This is a genomic window from Pseudooceanicola sp. (assembly GCF_029213205.1).
Taxonomy (GTDB): Bacteria; Pseudomonadota; Alphaproteobacteria; order Rhodobacterales; family Rhodobacteraceae; genus Pseudooceanicola.
This window is the reverse complement of sequence record NZ_JARGNH010000042.1, coordinates 1-15,366: the sequence shown is the minus strand read 5'-3', so window position 1 is coordinate 15,366 and position 15,366 is coordinate 1. Positions and strand designations below refer to the sequence as shown.

Sequence of the window (15,366 nt, the reverse complement as noted above, 5' to 3'; positions counted from 1 at the left end):
AAATGGCCGCGTAAGTTCTACGAAGGCACCCCGCTAAAAATGGGGGGATTACCACAGCGCGTAATGAGCGGTCGGATAGGACATCCCGAAGGTTACCGCCCCGGCGCAGGAAATCGCATCGGGGATGGGCAGCACATGCCGGACCGGGCGTTTCACACTTTCGGCGTAGCCAGCCGGTCAAATCGAACCCCAGTGCCGCGCCGGTAAAGACCCGGTCTCCGGGTTTCAGACCCTCGACCCCTGCCCCGATGGCAAGAACCTCGCCCGCCGCATCGCCGCCGGGAATGCAGGGCAGCGCGGGTTGAATGCGATACGATCCGCCGCGCATGTAGGTGTCGGCGGGGTTGATGCCCACGGCGCGCACGCCGATGATCACCTCGCCCGGCCCGGCCACCGGATCGGCGACGTCGACCAGTTGCAGAACCTCGGGGCCACCGAATTCGCTGAATTGGATGGCTTTCATCACGGATGCCTTTGCTGAAGGGGTCGACCGTGGCCGTTCAATCCCCCGGACCTATCAGATCGTGCAGCGAGGTCGAGCCGAGGTCGGGCGCGCCGTGGTTGATCCTTGGCCGCTGCCCGTTGAACCGCAGGGGCGTGGCGACCAGCGACATCCGCTCGTCCGGGGTGTCCTGCACCACGTCCATCGCCTTGGTCTGCGGATGTGCCAGCACCTCCTTGACGGTCTGTACCAGCGCGCAGGGCACGCCCACGGCCTCAAGCTTTACCAGCCATTCGGCGGCGGGCCGTTTACCCACGCCGTCCTCGATAAGGGCATTCAGTACCTCGCGATTGGCCACCCGGTCCGCATTATCGCGAAAGCGCGGATCCTCGGCCCATTCCGGCCTGTCCAGCACAGTGGCGAGACGGCGGAACAGGTTGTTGTTGCCGGCGGCAATGACGATGTAACGATCCGCCGACATGAACGCGCGATAAGGCACAAGCATCGGCGTTTCCGAACCGCTCTTGACGCCATCCTTGCCCGAGGCGAGCGAATTGACGATGGGCACGGTCATCCAGGCCAGCGCGGTTTCGAACAGCGAGGCATCGACCGTGCAGCCCTCGCCGGTCTTTTCGCGGGTCAGCAGCGCGGTGATGATCCCCATGGCGCACCACATGCCCGTCCCCTGATCAATGACCGAGGGGCCGACGCGGATCGGCGGGCGCTCGGGCTCTCCGGTGACGCTCATGATGCCGGAAAACGCCTGCACCAGCGGATCATACCCGGTCGAGGCCTTCATCGGGCCGATGTCACCGAATGCGCCCAGGTTGCAGTGGATCAGGCGGGAGTTGAGCGCGCGCGTCGCCTCGGCCCCGAAACCAAAACTGTCCAGCAGGCCCGGCCGCATGTTCTGCAGCAGCACATCCGACTGTGCGATCAGCTTTTTCAGCGCAAGGCGATCCGCCTCGTCCTTGAGGTCCACGATGACCGACTGCTTATTCCGGTTCAGCGCTTGAAACGTGGCGGCGACACCGTGCCAGAAGGGGGGGCCCCAGACACGGGCATCGTCGCCCCCCTTGGGGTTTTCCACCTTGTAGACAGTGGCCCCCAGATCCGCGAGGATCTGACCCGCATAGGGCGCGGCCACGCTATGGCCGATCTCGATCACCGTAACGCCATCAAGGGGCGCGGCGACGTCATGTGATTTCGTCATTTCGCCTCTCCAATATGGGCGTCAACCCGTCGCAGGGTTGGCGTCAGTAAGATCGGGGCATGCCCAGGACATGTTGACCAAGATAGGCCAGGATCAGGTTGGTGGAAATCGGCGCGATCTGGTACAGCCGCGTCTCGCGCCATTTGCGTTCGACATCGTATTCGCGCGCGAAACCAAAGCCGCCATGGGTCTGCAGACAGGCCTCGCCCGCGTGCCAAGATGCTTCGGAGGCTAGCAACTTGGCCATATTCGCATCCTCGCCGCAGGGCTGACCGGAATCGAACAGCGCACAGGCCTGACGCAGGACCAGTTCAGCGGCGCGGCATTCGGCATAGGCGCGGGCAATCGGGAACTGCACGCCCTGGTTCGCCCCGATCGGCCGCCCGAAAACCTGGCGCTGGCCGGCGTAATCTGCACCCGTCTTGATGAACCACCGCGCGTCCCCGATACATTCCGAGGCGACCAGCACCCTTTCGGCATTCATGCCGTCAAGGATATAGCGAAAGCCCTGCCCCTCTTCACCAATCAGCGCGCTTGTTGGAATGTGCAGGTCGTCAAAGAACACCTCGGTGGTGTTGTGATTGACCATTGCCTTCAGCGGGCTGATCGACATGCCCGATTTCAGCGCCTCTTTCATGTCGATCAGGAACACCGAAAGGCCATCTGTGCGCCGCTTCACCTGGTCCACAGGCGTGGTCCGCGCCAGCAACAGCATCAGGTCTGAATAGAAGGCCCGCGAGGTCCAGACCTTCTGACCATTGATGACATATTCGTTGCCCTTCCGTTCGGCCCGCGTCTTCAGCTTGGGGGTGTCGGAGCCGGTCGTCGGTTCGGTCACGCCGAAGGCCTGCAGGCGCAGCTCGCCGGTAGCGATCTTGGGCAGATAGCTCCGCTTCTGATCTTCGCTGCCGTGGCGCAGCAGCGTGCCCATGATATACATCTGCGCGTGGCAGGCGGCCGCGTTGCAGCCCGAGGCATGGATTTCCTCAAGGATGACCGAAGCGGCGCGCAGCGGCATGCCCATCCCGCCGTACCCCTCGGGGATCAGCGCCGAGAGGAAGCCCCCTTCGGTCAATGCCTCGACGAATTTGACCGGATAATCCTCGGCCGCCTCCAGATCCCGCCAGTAGCTTCCGGGAAATTCGGCGCAGAGTCGGCTGACGGCCTCGCGGATTTCAGGATAGTCTTGGCCAAGTTCCATCATTGTGGTGCCGTCGGTTGTAGCAGTTTGCATCGAATTCTATTCCTTGAGTTTTATTGGACAGCTATTGCGGCGCGGGTTGGCTTGAACCGTTCGGACAGCCCTTGCCGGAATTCTGCCAGATCCGGCCCGTCTTTGCTCTCCAAGCTATAGACCTGCAGGCAATCTGTGATCTTGGCGTCCATCTCTTCAACTGTCGCGGGCGAGTCCGGCGCGCCGGGATAGTGGCGTGCCTCGGCATGGGCCAGCACATCGTTGCCCTGCAACAGGTCCAGACGCACCACCCCGTGGCCGATACCGACAGGTGCGGCGGGATCGGGATCGTCCACCTCGATGTCGATATTCTCCATCACCGCCCGCACATCCGGGCGGGTGACCGCCGTATCGTAAAAATCGCCCAGTTTCACCTGCCCGTGCAGCAGCGCGGTGGCGACAAGGTATCTGGCCGAGAACTTGCCCTGCAGCCCGGTTTCCGGGATGTCGACATTCAGCGGCGTCATCAGACCATCCGGCACCTGCATCCGGATCCGCGCGCCATTGGGAACGCCGCCGGTCTGGCCGTGCACCTTCACCGCCGCCGCGATCATCCGATGCGAGGCGTAGCAGCAGGGATAAAGCTTGCGCGAGATGGTGATCAGGTTGATCTCGGGCGCGATCGGCGCGGCGGTCCGGTTGCGGTCCGGCGCGTAGAGATCGAGAAATCCGCGCGGCGCGAACAGGTCCATCGCGGCGGTCATACCGGCATTCGCCATCAGGACCGACCGCACGCTGACCGCCGCAGCCAATCCGGCATGCAACGGTTTCACATCGGTGCCGAACTGTATCTGCATCCCGCCAGCCTGCGAGGCCGCGATTGCCAGGGCGCGGCGCGTCTCGGTCTCGGACAACGACAGCAGATGCGCGGCAGCCGCCGTGCCCGCAATCCCACCGATGGTCGAGGTCGCGTGCCAGCCGCTGCGGTAATGCGAGAAATCGACGGTGGAGCCTACGGCAACATTGACCGCCAGCCCGACCGCATAGGCCGAGGCCAACCGTGACGGGATCCCATGACCGCTGTCACACAGCGCAAGCAGCGCCGGTACGATGACAACGCTCGGGTGCGTCACGCTTTCAAGCTGCACATCGTCATAGTCCAGGGCGTGGCCCGCCGTGGCATGGATCATCGCCGCCGTTTCGGGAAGCGCGGTCGTCGTACCGTCGATCAACGGCACCTCGCCACCCCGATAGACGGAAAGCAGCGCCTGTGTGACCGGCTCATGCCAGCCCGCGTAGGCGACCGCGAGGGTATCCTCGAATGCCGCCGTCGCTTCGGAAATCTCTGCGTCCTTCAAGGCGCGCGGGTCTTTCACAAGATCGCAGATCTTGTGGATGAGGTCATTCTGGGACATGAGAGCCTCCAGCTTCATATATTTGTCGAAATTTTAGAATCGCGCGCCTGCAAGATCAACAGCAGAACGGTCGCTATCAAAATTAATTTCGAATTTAATATCTTGTCGGCCGGATGCTGGGCGCAATCTAGGCATGTTGCCAAAAGGGATTCGCATCGCCGTGCAGGCATGATTCAAGCTGGTATCTGCGATGGAGACCAACCTGGCACGAGACCTTGTGCCGGACGAGGCATGGACGCCCTGAACCAGAGTGGGGCGGTGCCGGATGCCCTTCAAATGAGCTCCGTTATACGCGCGCACCATCAGGCAGGGGGGCCGCCGCGACAGGGTTTTGGCCGCTCAAGAGGTGGCTTCTCGACCAAGAGCCATCTCCGCGGCAACGCAGCAGCCCTGGCCATGAGGACCGAGATCACACCGGGCCGGACATCCGATGACCTGGGCTTCGATCTGGTCATGGCCGACAGCCTGCCCGCGCCAAGCGCCCTGTTGGCAGACAGAGGCTATGATGCTGACAGCATTCGCAAAAAGATGGAGGCGGGAAACCTGCTCACCCAAATACCAATGCGCAAATCACGCAAGATGCGCGTCGGTGTCGGTCACGCGCCGGACTCCTTGCGCAACTTGGTCGAGCGGTGCTTCAACACCCTCAATCCGCCTCTGGCTGCGCCTTTTGTCGACATGATCTAGGCCGTAACAGCCGCGCTCGCGTTGATCGGCAGCCCGGCCCTTGCGATGCATCCCCCAACCCGTTCTGCGGGAAGGGCGGCGGCGATCTGTCTTTGCAGTGCCACAAGTTGCGGAATGTCGACGCCGGTGTCGTAGCCCATGGATTGCAACATAAAGGCGAGGTCTTCGGTATCGATGTTGCCCGTCGCGCCCGGTGCGAATGGGCACCCGCCCAGCCCGCCGACCGTGCTGTCGAACCGGCGCACACCGACATCCAGCGCCGCGACAACATTGGCCAGACCCAGCCCACGGGTGTCATGGAAATGCGACAGGATGCGGTCGGGCCCGATCGCCTCGGCGATGCGGCCCAGAATCCTGCGCACCTGCGCCGGATTACCGTAACCCACCGTGTCGGCGACAAGGATCTCATCCGCCCCGAGGTCGCGCAGAGTGATGGCCAGCGCGACGACCTCATCCTCGTCCACTGCACCCTGCATCGTGCAGCCGAAAGCCGTGGCGATCCCGGCGGACAGGCGCGTGTGGTCGAGGTTGCGCGCGGTGCGTTCAGCCACGATGGCCTCGAAATCCTTGACCGCCGCATCCCTGGTTTTCCGCGTATTGGCCTTACTGTGCGCCTCGCTTGCAGAGAGGACGAAATTGACCTGCGGCAGGCCGGCATCGAACGCCCGCCGTGCCCCGTTCAGGTTGGGCACAAGCACCGAGATATCCACCCCCTGCCCCATGGCGCCCTGCACCACATCAGCGACGTCCGAGAACTGCGCGATGACCTTGGGCGGCACATAGGAACTGACCTCGATCTGCGTCACACCGGCGTGGACAAGATCATGTAACCATTTGATTTTCTGCGCCGCCGGAACCTGTTCGACAACCAGCTGGAGCCCGTCTCGAAGTGTCGTGTCTCGGATGATAACCCTGTCCTGCATGGCCATTCACTTCCCTTGAAACTGCGGCTGGCGCTTTTCGTTGAACGCAAGGTTGCCCTCGCGACGGTCATCAGTCGGCACAAGGCGGTTGTAGGCCTCGATCTCGAACGCCAACCCGTCGCGCAGGGACATCTGGCCGCCGCGATGGATCGAACTCTTGGCCCGGCGGACGGCAAGCGGTGCGTTGCGCGCGATCCGCTGCGCCACGGCAATCGTCTCGTCCCGCAGGGTTTCTGGCGAAAACACCCGGTTCACTAGGCCCCATCGTTCGGCCTCGGCTGCCGTGAAGGGGGCCCCGCTGAAGATCAGTTCCTTGGCCCGCCGCTCGCCGACCGCGCGGGTCAGTGTCTGGGTGCCGCCGCCACCTGGCATGATGCCCAAGGTCACCTCGGTCAGGGCAAATCGCGCGGTGTCCGAGGCAAGGATGAAATCACAGCAGGCCGAAATCTCGCAACCGCCGCCATAGGCCGCCCCGTTGACCGCGGCGATCACCGGAACCGGGCAATCCAAAATCGCCCGCACCATCCGCTCGAATACGGCGTGCTGCAGCTTCCATTCGCCGTCGGTCATGCCCTTGCGTTCCTTGATATCACCCCCAGCGCAGAAGGCCTTGTCGCCCGCGCCGGTCAGGATGATGCAGCGCGGCGGGCTCTCTTCGTGGGCCACGGCCTCGAAGGCATGGACCAGATCCCAGCCCATCTGGGTATTCAACGCATTGGCGAGTTCGGGACGATTTGTCTCGAGAATGCGCACATGGTCCACAGGCGTGGATACAGTCAGTGTTTCGTAGGTCGGCATCGGAGTCTCCGGATCGGGCACCCTTGCGGAGCGCGGTCATTCTCTGCGTGAATTAATATTCGAATAAATTCGAAAGCTCAAGCTTGTGATTCAGAAACCACTTGCTCAGAATGATCCTCAAGGGGGGGCTGGTGGAAGCAATTTGATCAGAATAACATGATGCTTGGCCAGTCATGCGGAGCCGACCCAGCACGAGGAACGACAAGCTGACCAAAGCAAGCAAGAAAACCGAACGGGATCCGGAACGGGGATCGCGCGTCGAAGAGATTGCAAAAGAGCTTGCCGAAGAGATCACTTCGGGCATTCACAAGGTCGGTGAGCGCTTCCCGCTTGAGCTGGACCTGCAATCGCGGTTCGACGTGGGCCGTCATACCGTCCGCGAGGCGCTCAAGCTTCTGACGGAAAAGGGGCTGATCACGCGACGGCAGAAATCCGGCACCTTCGTGCTGTCGGACACGCCGATTTCACCCTATGTCCATACGCTGCGCGACCTGCCCGGCCTGCTGGATTTCGCCGACACGACCCGGCTGGATATCCGACATATCTCGGGCGTGTCCGCCTCGTCCCGGCTGCTTGAGGGATACGAGAACCTGACCAAGGGCAAATGGCTTAGGGTGGCCGGTCTGCGCACTGTTCGTGAAAACGGCACGCCCCTGTGCTGGTCGGAAGTTCTGGTGCGGGACAAATTTGCGCCCCCGCGCGAAGTCATCATGAACACAAGTCGCGCCATCTACGAAGAAACCATACGCCACAACGGCCTTCGACTGGAGTATGTCGAACAGGAGGCGCTGGCGATGCTTCTGCCCCCTGCCATGTCCGACATCTTCAACGTGCCTGAGCATTCCGCCGCCCTGCTGGTCAAGCGCCGCTATGTGGCGCATTCCGGCGAGACATTCGAGATTTCGCAGAACCTTTACCCCGCCGGACGCTACAAGCTGAACAGCATCTTCCGCCAACGGCCCTGATCTGGGTCTAGCGGGTTCGGGGCCTAACTGGTTTCGCGAACCCGCGTGGACAGGCGTTTGGCGATCACATCGCGGACTTCGAGGATGAGCAACCGGGGCGGAACCCGTCCTGCGGCGGCCTTTGCAAATGCCTCAGTGGCCATCTGGGTCACACGGGCGCGGCTTTCGCTGGTGACACCGGCAATATGCGAGGTCGCGATGACCGCAGGGTGACCCTGCAACGGGTGATCGGTTTCAGGCGGCTCCTGTTCCCAGACATCCAGCCCGACGCCGGACAACTTGCCCGAAGTCAGCGCCGCGAACACCGCCGCCTCGGCATGGATGCCGCCACGGGCCCCGCTGATAAGGATCGCGCCGTCCGGTATCTGGGCAGCTGATCGTGCACAGCAGGTTCCAGGTCGCATCGGTCACCCCCGCCAGCGTCCAGCGTCGGAACGGCCGGTAGACGCTCGACCCCTTGCCGAATTCTTCAGGCAGGTCACGCCACGGCGCGCGATCCAGAAAATCCCATCAGGAACAAGGCGGTGGTTGAACGGTTTGCGCCCGTCCGGCGCACGGATAACCAGGATAAACCGTGCAAAGACCGCCCATGCCTCGTCCGGCACAAGGTCTCCTGCCAGGTTGGTCTCTATCGCAGATACCAGCTTGAATCATGCCTGCACGCGAGTGCGAATTCCTTTTGTCAACACGGCCTAATATGACCCAGTGTACTGTGGTCCACCGACGCATGCAGATGCAAAAGCCGTGATCTGCGAATTATGAATTGATGTAGATCATTGTAGGCACCCAAATTCCTGCTACGGCTGTGGTTTGTCGATTTGGAGGGAAGTATTCGCAATATCTTCAGGAGGAGATCCACATGCGAAACCAATTGAATGAACGCGTGGCGATTTCAGGGGTCGGATGTACGCATTTCGGCAACCTTATGGAAACGCCTGAAATCAAAGATATGAGCCTTCAGGAGTTGACCGCTGCCGCTGTGAAGGAGGCATTGGATGATGCCGGATTGTCGGGACAGGATGTAGACGCGGTGTTTGCCGGGAATGCGATGGTCCACAGTTCGCAATTGCCGGCCACGTATTCACAAATCTCGAAATGGACGGGCACGCAGTTCAAGGCAGGCGTGCATTTCGAGGCGCAGTGCTCGACGACCAATGTCGGCCTGGCGATGGCCGCGACGGCCATTGCTGCCGGTGTCTATGATACGGTTCTGGTGTTCGGCGTCGAAACCACCCGCACCAAGGTCAAGGACTACAGCCCGTACGAGCGCGAGCCGATTTCGCATCAACAGAGCTGGCTGTGGACGGACATGGCGGTAAACCAGGCGTATGGCGTGCCGCAGGGATACGATATTTTTTCCAGTTACAATGGCCTTGTCGCACTTGGGTATTGCCGCAAACACGGCATTTCGATCGAGGATTTCGATCGTGGCATGTTCGAGGTGTGCCGGACGCGGCGGCTGCACGGGTCGATGAACCCCAAGGCCAACATTCAGGAGACTCTGGAAGAGGCGGCAAAGCGCAAAGGGATTTCGGATGCCTTTGAATACTGGCAGTCCGAAAACAACCCGTTCGTGGCCTGGCCGTCGCGGTTGCTGAGTCTGGTGACCACGGCAGACGGGGCATCGGCCATCGTGCTGACCCGCGCCGATGCGGCCAGGGACGGTCGGTCACAACCGGTCGAGGTGAAGGGGTTCGGTATCAACGCCACCGATCTGCCGTGGTATGGTGAAGACCCCACCATGTGGGAAAGCGACAAGCGCGCGGTGGAGTCAGCCATGGATATGGCGACGATCAAGGCGACGGATATCGACTATCTGCACACGCATGACTGTTCGCATATCTCGGGGCTGTGTACCGCTGAATTGATCGGCTATTTGGATCCGGGCACGGCTCTGACGGCTGCGCGCGACGGGCGGTTGCGGTTTGATGGCGACAAGCCGATGTCCACCCATGGCGGGCGTCACGCATTTGGCCATGCCTGGGCGGCGAGTGCGGGCAGCGACACCTACGAGGCGGTGCTGCAGATGCGCGGCAAGGCTGGCAAGCGTCAGATGCCCAAGCCACCTGAGGTTTCCGTCATTCACACCCACGGCTATGCCATGATCGGCACCGTGATCGTTCTGGGAGGCATGTGAGATGCAAGCGATGTCCGAAAAACCAAACAAGATCCGCTGGTATTATGAAGGTCTGTCCAAAGGCGTGTTTCGCGCGTCGAAATGCGGTGACTGCGGGAAATTCACATTTCCGCCGACCGGCTGTTGTGAGTATTGCGGCAGTTGGAATGTTGAAAACGCAGAATTGAGCGGCAAGGGAACATTGCTGTTCGCAACCCACTCGGGATCGGCCGCTTCCCATCCGCGCTTCGAAAAGGCCGCCCCATTTGTCTATGGTCATATCCGGTTGGATGAAGGGCCGATTGCGCAGGCAATCATCCAGGGTGTCGGGACGTCCCCAGAGGACTTGAAGGCGCTCTACGAGAAGGGGCCAGTTCCAGTGCAGGCCGTGACGCTTCAAATGGACGACCTGCCGGTCATTGCCTTCAATATACAGGACTAACGCGGAACCCATTTGAAAGGGTGTATTGGCAGGCATGGGGCTCGGTGGCGCATTTAGGCTCAGGACTCATAACCAAAATATGACGGTTGCAGCGAGAGCTATTGCTGACAGGAATACCTTGGGGCACCGATCATAGCGGGTTGCCACGCGCCGCCAATCTTTCTGCCTGCCAAACATCCTCTCGATCCTGTTGCCCCGCTTGCATCGACGCCTGCCGCCCCTGCCCTTCCTGCGTCACGGCGTGCCGGACCGCCTTGTCGAGGTCGGACCGCCCGCGGCGCTTTACGATAAATACCGGCTCGACGCGGCGGGCGTCACCGCGGTTGCGCGCGACTTTCTTGCGGCGCAGGGCTGATCTGACGGCAATCCGGGCGGGTCTATCCACACCATTTGCATGATGCTCGTTCGGATCGCTCAGGTGATCCGAGCGCAGGCTGCGACAGGGTAATCCCCGCGCTCCACGCCCGGAACCACCATCAACCCGGTTCCGATATGCCGTCAAAAAGTCCCGGCAACATTTCCTCCCAGAACGCGACGATCCGCGCAGAATTTCGCGGCGACAGCCAGCCATGGATTTCAAAATCCTGCCGTTTGCCGCCGTCGTCGATCTGGCTCAGAAACAGCCGCTTATCGGCATCGCGCTGCGTGGGTGAGCGCGCCTTGACCGCCTGCAAGACCCGGCGCAGGCGCTCGGCGCGAGGAGTCTCGGCTCCGGCGGCCTTATTCTCTGAATCCGTCTCTATTCCACCGTAATCGCCGTCCAGAGCGGCGCTCAGATAGCCGACTTTGCTTTTGACGTTTTCCCGCGCTTCAACGTAATCCAACTTGGCGGAAACCTGGGTTTCCCCATGCGACGACAGCCATTGCCGGGCGAGCCGATCGCTCACCCCATGGTCACGCAACCGGGCATAGACCGGCCCGTGCCGAACGCCTTCGCCGTCGTCGATGTCCAGAATGGCCAGCTGTGGGTTATCCTTGATACGAAACCGGATCTCGGTGACCACCCTGCCCTTCTTGCGCGTTTCCGGGGTTACCACGATATTGCTGGTCCGGTTGACCTCGGCCACGGCCGGCTTGATGACCTTGGCGTTCAGATGCTTGAAGCTTTCGTAATAGCTCGATCCGTCCAGCCCCATCAGCCGCCGGAACAGGTCCAGCGGCCACCACCCTGTCGATCCGGTCCGCACAAAGCGATAGCAATTCTCGTAGAGCGCCAGCGCATGACCACTGGTGAACCGGCGCTGGATGTTGAGGTTGATCAGCGCGAAAACCTTGGGGTCGTGCATCTTTTCGGCCAGGGCTGGGGAATAGGCGTATTCACACACACCCCCCTTGAGCTTGGCATAGCTGAGCAGGCTCGACACGCCCCATTCCTGCTGCCCCTTTTCGTCCAGCATATCCCATTCAGCAACAGTCTCTGCGAGGCCCTTTAGAGACTGTTTCAGGGTGTCCATGTCATTTGAATTATACCCGATCATCAGGCACAATGTCCTGGCGTCGATCTGATGCCGCGCCTGGCTGACCAGAGTGTCGTAGGCGTTCAATAGCAGGACATTCGACAACTTGCGCTGCAGCAGGGTCAGCTTGCCCGAGACATGGATGGCCGCGACATGCTTCTTGACCGCGCCGCGTCTCAGAGCGCCAGAGAGCTTGTCTCGGGGGATGGTGTCCATAGGGCTGCCCGCTTCTTGTTGCTGGCCAGTATGCCTGATCAGGTACCAACGCGCAACGGCTTCTGGGGTGCCTGTCTCGGGCTGCGCTATGTCCCGTAGATGGGTTCCTATCCGATCCAACCCGGCCTCAGGTACCCATATTCAGGACCTCTCTTGGTGCGTCAGCCCTCCGAACGGCCTCGCAAGTCGCCAAATTGCTCTCTCCCGTAGGCAGATACCGCATTCCCTGCGAATCGGGCCCTTCCGTCCCGGACTCAGGTCCCTTCCCTCCTGTATCCAGGTCCCTTTGGTCCTGTAACTGGGCACCGAACCGAGGATATCCTATTGAAGTATAACGGTAAATTGTGACCAAAGATCTTAAAGATCTCTATACTCCTTACAAGCTTTAGGTCGTTGTTCTTTTGATAATCGGCTGATTTTCGCAGCGAAACCCGGCTTGGCGTTTCACTGGCAGCCGTTCATGTGCCATAGTTTTCTGGAAACACCCAAAACAACAGAACATCATCGAGGTAGCATAATGTCCGCAGGCAAGGACGATCTTCCCCCGTATTTCAACATCGACCCCGCCAAGGCCGCCAGTAAGTTATCCGACCCTATCGACACCGCCCGATTCGCAAAAGCCGCCGCCTTTGCGGCGCGGGGGCGTGAGGATTTGGCCAAGCGCGGCTATGCGCCGGATGGACGCAAGCGGTTACGCATGTTCTCGACCTGGGAGGTCTGCCGCTATTTGATCCCCGTCGCCGCGGCCCATTTTCGCCGGGTGCTGAAGAAACATCCCGACCTGCCGCAGGGCACGGGTGAGGGCAATTCCAAATGGTTCACGCTTGAGGAGGTGCTCCGACTTCGAGACCATTTCGCCGCAGAAGGCGCGGCAGGCCGGGAATATCGGCCCTGGCGCCCAGAGGGGCTACCGGCAAAAACCATCGCCGTTGCGAATTTCAAAGGCGGGGTTGGCAAGACCTCGACGGCGGCCCATTTGGCGATGTCAGCGGCGTTGGATGGTTACAAGGTGCTGGTCGTCGACCTTGACAGCCAGGGTTCGATGACCTCGATCATGGGCGGCGCGGTGCCGGATGAATGGTCCACCGCCTTCCCGCTCCTTGCCAAGGATTATGCGCTCGCCCTGCTGGACGAAAACCAGGTGCGTGAGGCCGCTGGTCGCCCGCCCCTGCCCCTGGACGAAACCTTGACCGAAGCGCTGGAGGTTTCGCCGCGAAACCTGATCCAACCGACCCACTGGCCCAACATTGACCTGCTCGGGGCGCAGCTCAATCTCTATTGGGCCGAGTTTCAGGTGCCGGTCTGGCGGATGAACCTGCGCAGCTGGCCGCTGTGGGACGCCTTGTCGAATGCGCTGGTCAACGAGCGGATCGTTGATGAATACGACATCGTTATTATAGATACCCCCCCTGCCCTCGGCTATCTGACGATCAACGCGCTGGCGGCGGCCGACATCCTGCTGGTGCCTCTTGGGGCATCGTTTCTGGAGTTCGATTCAACCGGGCGGTTTTTCGATATGCTCTATTCGACCTTTGCCAGCGTTGAGGACGGCGAAAACGCCGGGCGCCGTCGGGACGGTCTGCCTGAGATGAAGTTCGAATGGGATGCGGTCCGCGCCCTGATCACCCGGTTTGACGCCGCACAGCAGACGGATCTGGCCAATGTGATCCAGGCCTATTTCGGTGATTTCATGACCACCTACCGTCAGGAGATGACGGCCATGGTCGGGCAGGCCGGCGAGCAGGTGAACGGTATCTACGAGGCCGATTATCGTGAATTCAATCGCGACACCTATGTCCGGGGGCGCGAAACATTTGACCGCACCTGGGCCGAGGTCAAAGAATTGATTCTTGGGACCTGGTGGCGTGATCAGCAGATGGCCCAGGCTGCGGAAAAGGAGCAGAAAGATGGTTAAGCGCAGACGCCTTGAAGCCCCGAGCCGTGCTGACCTGAGCAAGATCGAGGAAGAGTTTCGCGACGAAACCTCCCTGCGCGGCGCCCCGGTCCGCGGCATCGCTCCGATTGCTGCCGTGGCTGCCGAGAGCGCGTCGGAAGGCCATGCCGAAAGCGTCGATCAACGCGCCGCACGGGCCCGGACCGAGGCGGACGCGGCGCGGTTCCACGCGGCGCAGGCCAGCGGCCTGCTGATCGCCGAGCTGCCCACCGAGGCCATCGACGAGGGCGCCATGATGCGCGACCGCATGGTGATCGACGAGGAGGCGCAGCAAGAGTTGCGGGCCTCCATTGCCGCCAGCGGCATGCGTCTGCCAATCGAGGTTTTCGAGATCGAAACCGATGGCAGGGCCGCACGCTATGGATTGCTCTCGGGCTATCGGCGGCTGCACGCGGTGCGGGCCCAGGCCGAGCTGACCGAGTCCGAGAAATACACCAGGATCCGTGCGATCGTGCGCCCGCGAACCGACGTCGACGCGGCCTATGTCTCCATGGTCGAGGAAAACGAAGTTCGCGCCGAGCTGAGCCATTTCGAACGCGGTCGGATCGCGGTGATCGCCGCCAAACAGGGGGCCTTTTCCAATACCGAAGCGGCGGTGGACAAGCTCTTTGCCACCGGCTCCAAGGCCAAGCGATCCAAGGTCCGGTCGTTTGCCTTGGTGTTCGAAGAGCTGGGCGACATGCTGGCCTTTCCCGAGGGGTTGACCGAAAAGCGGGGCTTGCGCCTTGCGGCGGCGTTGCGGGCCGGGGCCGAGGCAAAGCTGCGCGAGGCATTGTCGCATCGCCCGGCTTCGGACGCAGAAGCCGAGTGGGCTCTGCTTGAACCCGAATTGGCCGAGATCGAAAAAGGCCCGAGGAATCCCAGCCGCGGCGGACGGCCCAGGACCAGGAGCGAAAGCCTTGGCTGGATCGACGACAAGACGATCCGCACCAGCGGCGGCATCACCATCCGACGTGGACAGGACAGCACCGGCCATGTCCTGCGCTTTGAAGGCAAGGCGATGGATGCTGATCTGATGGACAGTCTGATGGCCGAAATTCAGGTGCTGCTGGAAAAGCCCTGATCGGGTTTCGCGACGAAACCGTCTGATCGGGCGGTGGCTATAGCCCTGCGGCTTTGGTCATGTTGACCCGGAACCGGTCGCGGCGGCGCTGGTAGCGGCGGGTCGTCCTTGTGGACATCGAGGCTGACGATCTCGGAGCGGCGCAGGCCGCCAGCATAGCCGAGGAGCAGGATCGCCCGATCCCGCAACCCGCGCAGGTCATGGGGCAGGATGGCGACCATGGCGTCTAGGTTCCAGAGGAAGGCGCGCGCCACATGAACCAGGTCGGGACCAGCGCGAGCAGGAATATGCCGCATACGATAAGGAATCCGTCCTGAAAGGCCGCGTTCGAGGACTGGATCATCACGGTCTTTCCCAGGAACGTTGCCGCGGCGGGCATGAGCTGAGAGTCTGGTAGTCCCGAGACGTGCATGAGGCCGGCAACCTCGCGCAAGAGTTCCATCGTGGTGGCGTTGTCGCTGGTCTGGGTCGCGGCAAAGGCATCGGCGTGCATGATTGTGC

The 15,366-nt window shown here is 61.5% G+C and carries 14 protein-coding genes and 5 pseudogenes; 7 read left to right on the top strand and 12 right to left on the bottom strand.

All coding sequences use genetic code 11. The features are described 5' to 3' along the window. The 4 genes from P1U48_RS17430 to P1U48_RS17415 all read right to left on the bottom strand — a co-directional run. On the bottom strand, positions 1-463 hold a 463-nt coding region (locus tag P1U48_RS17430; RefSeq protein WP_301070492.1), incomplete at its 3' end, for an alcohol dehydrogenase catalytic domain-containing protein. A gap of 37 nt (positions 464-500) precedes the next feature. Beyond that, positions 501-1,655: a CoA transferase gene (locus P1U48_RS17425; RefSeq protein WP_301070491.1), complete on the bottom strand. Its 1,155-nt coding sequence runs from the start codon at positions 1,653-1,655 to the stop codon at positions 501-503. A gap of 43 nt (positions 1,656-1,698) precedes the next feature. Further along, positions 1,699-2,889 carry an acyl-CoA dehydrogenase family protein gene (locus P1U48_RS17420; protein ID WP_301070489.1) on the bottom strand — a complete coding sequence of 397 codons (1,191 nt, stop codon included), beginning with the start codon at positions 2,887-2,889 and terminating at the stop codon, positions 1,699-1,701. A gap of 20 nt (positions 2,890-2,909) precedes the next feature. Continuing rightward, positions 2,910-4,244 carry an MmgE/PrpD family protein gene (locus tag P1U48_RS17415; protein WP_301070487.1) on the bottom strand — a complete coding sequence of 445 codons (1,335 nt, stop codon included), beginning with the start codon at positions 4,242-4,244 and terminating at the stop codon, positions 2,910-2,912. Positions 4,245-4,475: 231 nt separating this feature from the next. Here P1U48_RS17415 and P1U48_RS17410 point away from each other — a divergent pair. Beyond that, positions 4,476-4,892, top strand: a pseudogene (locus P1U48_RS17410) (transposase); the annotation flags it as partial. A gap of 35 nt (positions 4,893-4,927) precedes the next feature. Here the strand turns inward: P1U48_RS17410 and P1U48_RS17405 are convergent. Both P1U48_RS17405 and P1U48_RS17400 read right to left on the bottom strand, forming a co-directional pair. After that, positions 4,928-5,860, bottom strand: a complete 933-nt coding sequence (locus P1U48_RS17405; RefSeq protein ID WP_301070485.1) for a hydroxymethylglutaryl-CoA lyase — start codon at positions 5,858-5,860, stop codon at positions 4,928-4,930. Then, positions 5,861-6,673, bottom strand: a complete 813-nt coding sequence (locus tag P1U48_RS17400) for an enoyl-CoA hydratase-related protein (RefSeq protein ID WP_301070467.1) — start codon at positions 6,671-6,673, stop codon at positions 5,861-5,863. A 152-nt stretch (positions 6,674-6,825) separates the two neighbouring features. On the opposite strand from P1U48_RS17400, the gene P1U48_RS17395 reads away from it, so the two are divergent. Next, positions 6,826-7,617 (top strand): GntR family transcriptional regulator, encoded by a 792-nt coding sequence (locus P1U48_RS17395; protein ID WP_301070465.1) that lies wholly within the window; start codon positions 6,826-6,828, stop codon positions 7,615-7,617. A gap of 23 nt (positions 7,618-7,640) precedes the next feature. Here the strand turns inward: P1U48_RS17395 and P1U48_RS17390 are convergent, their stop codons facing one another. Together P1U48_RS17390 and P1U48_RS17385 are read right to left on the bottom strand one after the other, a co-directional pair. Continuing rightward, a complete protein-coding gene (locus tag P1U48_RS17390; RefSeq protein ID WP_301070463.1) occupies positions 7,641-8,021 on the bottom strand; it encodes an NAD(P)-dependent oxidoreductase in 381 nt (126 codons plus the stop codon). Continuing rightward, a pseudogene (locus P1U48_RS17385) lies at positions 8,020-8,249 on the bottom strand (transposase); the annotation flags it as partial. The pseudogene P1U48_RS17385 and the gene P1U48_RS17390, both read right to left, overlap by 2 nt. Before the next feature lie 227 nt (positions 8,250-8,476). Here P1U48_RS17385 and P1U48_RS17380 point away from each other — a divergent pair. Next, positions 8,477-9,754, top strand: coding sequence for a thiolase family protein (locus P1U48_RS17380; protein ID WP_301070462.1), 1,278 nt, complete (start codon positions 8,477-8,479; stop codon positions 9,752-9,754). A 1-nt stretch (position 9,755) separates the two neighbouring features. After that, complete coding sequence (locus tag P1U48_RS17375) at positions 9,756-10,175, top strand: zinc ribbon domain-containing protein (protein ID WP_301070460.1); 420 nt, start codon at positions 9,756-9,758, stop codon at positions 10,173-10,175. A gap of 66 nt (positions 10,176-10,241) precedes the next feature. On the opposite strand, the pseudogene P1U48_RS17370 reads toward P1U48_RS17375, so the two are convergent. Further along, positions 10,242-10,388, bottom strand: a pseudogene (locus tag P1U48_RS17370) (transposase); the annotation flags it as partial. Between P1U48_RS17370 and P1U48_RS17365 the strand changes: the two are divergent. Beyond that, positions 10,366-10,530 carry a hypothetical protein gene (locus P1U48_RS17365; protein ID WP_301070459.1) on the top strand — a complete coding sequence of 55 codons (165 nt, stop codon included), beginning with the start codon at positions 10,366-10,368 and terminating at the stop codon, positions 10,528-10,530. The pseudogene P1U48_RS17370 and the gene P1U48_RS17365 overlap by 23 nt on opposite strands. A 121-nt stretch (positions 10,531-10,651) precedes the next feature. On the opposite strand, the gene P1U48_RS17360 is transcribed toward P1U48_RS17365, so the two are convergent. After that, a complete protein-coding gene (locus P1U48_RS17360; protein ID WP_301070458.1) occupies positions 10,652-11,848 on the bottom strand; it encodes a replication initiation protein in 1,197 nt (398 codons plus the stop codon). Positions 11,849-12,365: 517 nt separating this feature from the next. Here P1U48_RS17360 and P1U48_RS17355 point away from each other — a divergent pair. Together P1U48_RS17355 and P1U48_RS17350 are read left to right on the top strand one after the other, a co-directional pair. After that, positions 12,366-13,763 carry an AAA family ATPase gene (locus tag P1U48_RS17355; RefSeq protein ID WP_301070456.1) on the top strand — a complete coding sequence of 466 codons (1,398 nt, stop codon included), beginning with the start codon at positions 12,366-12,368 and terminating at the stop codon, positions 13,761-13,763. Next, positions 13,756-14,865, top strand: coding sequence for a ParB/RepB/Spo0J family partition protein (locus P1U48_RS17350; RefSeq protein WP_301070454.1), 1,110 nt, complete (start codon positions 13,756-13,758; stop codon positions 14,863-14,865). Before P1U48_RS17355 ends, P1U48_RS17350 begins: the two co-directional genes overlap by 8 nt. A 95-nt stretch (positions 14,866-14,960) precedes the next feature. On the opposite strand, the pseudogene P1U48_RS17345 reads toward P1U48_RS17350, so the two are convergent. Together P1U48_RS17345 and P1U48_RS17340 are read right to left on the bottom strand one after the other, a co-directional pair. After that, a pseudogene (locus tag P1U48_RS17345) lies at positions 14,961-15,098 on the bottom strand (integrase); the annotation flags it as partial. Further along, positions 15,092-15,366 (bottom strand): annotated as a pseudogene (locus P1U48_RS17340) (MFS transporter); the annotation flags it as partial. The pseudogenes P1U48_RS17345 and P1U48_RS17340, both read right to left, overlap by 7 nt.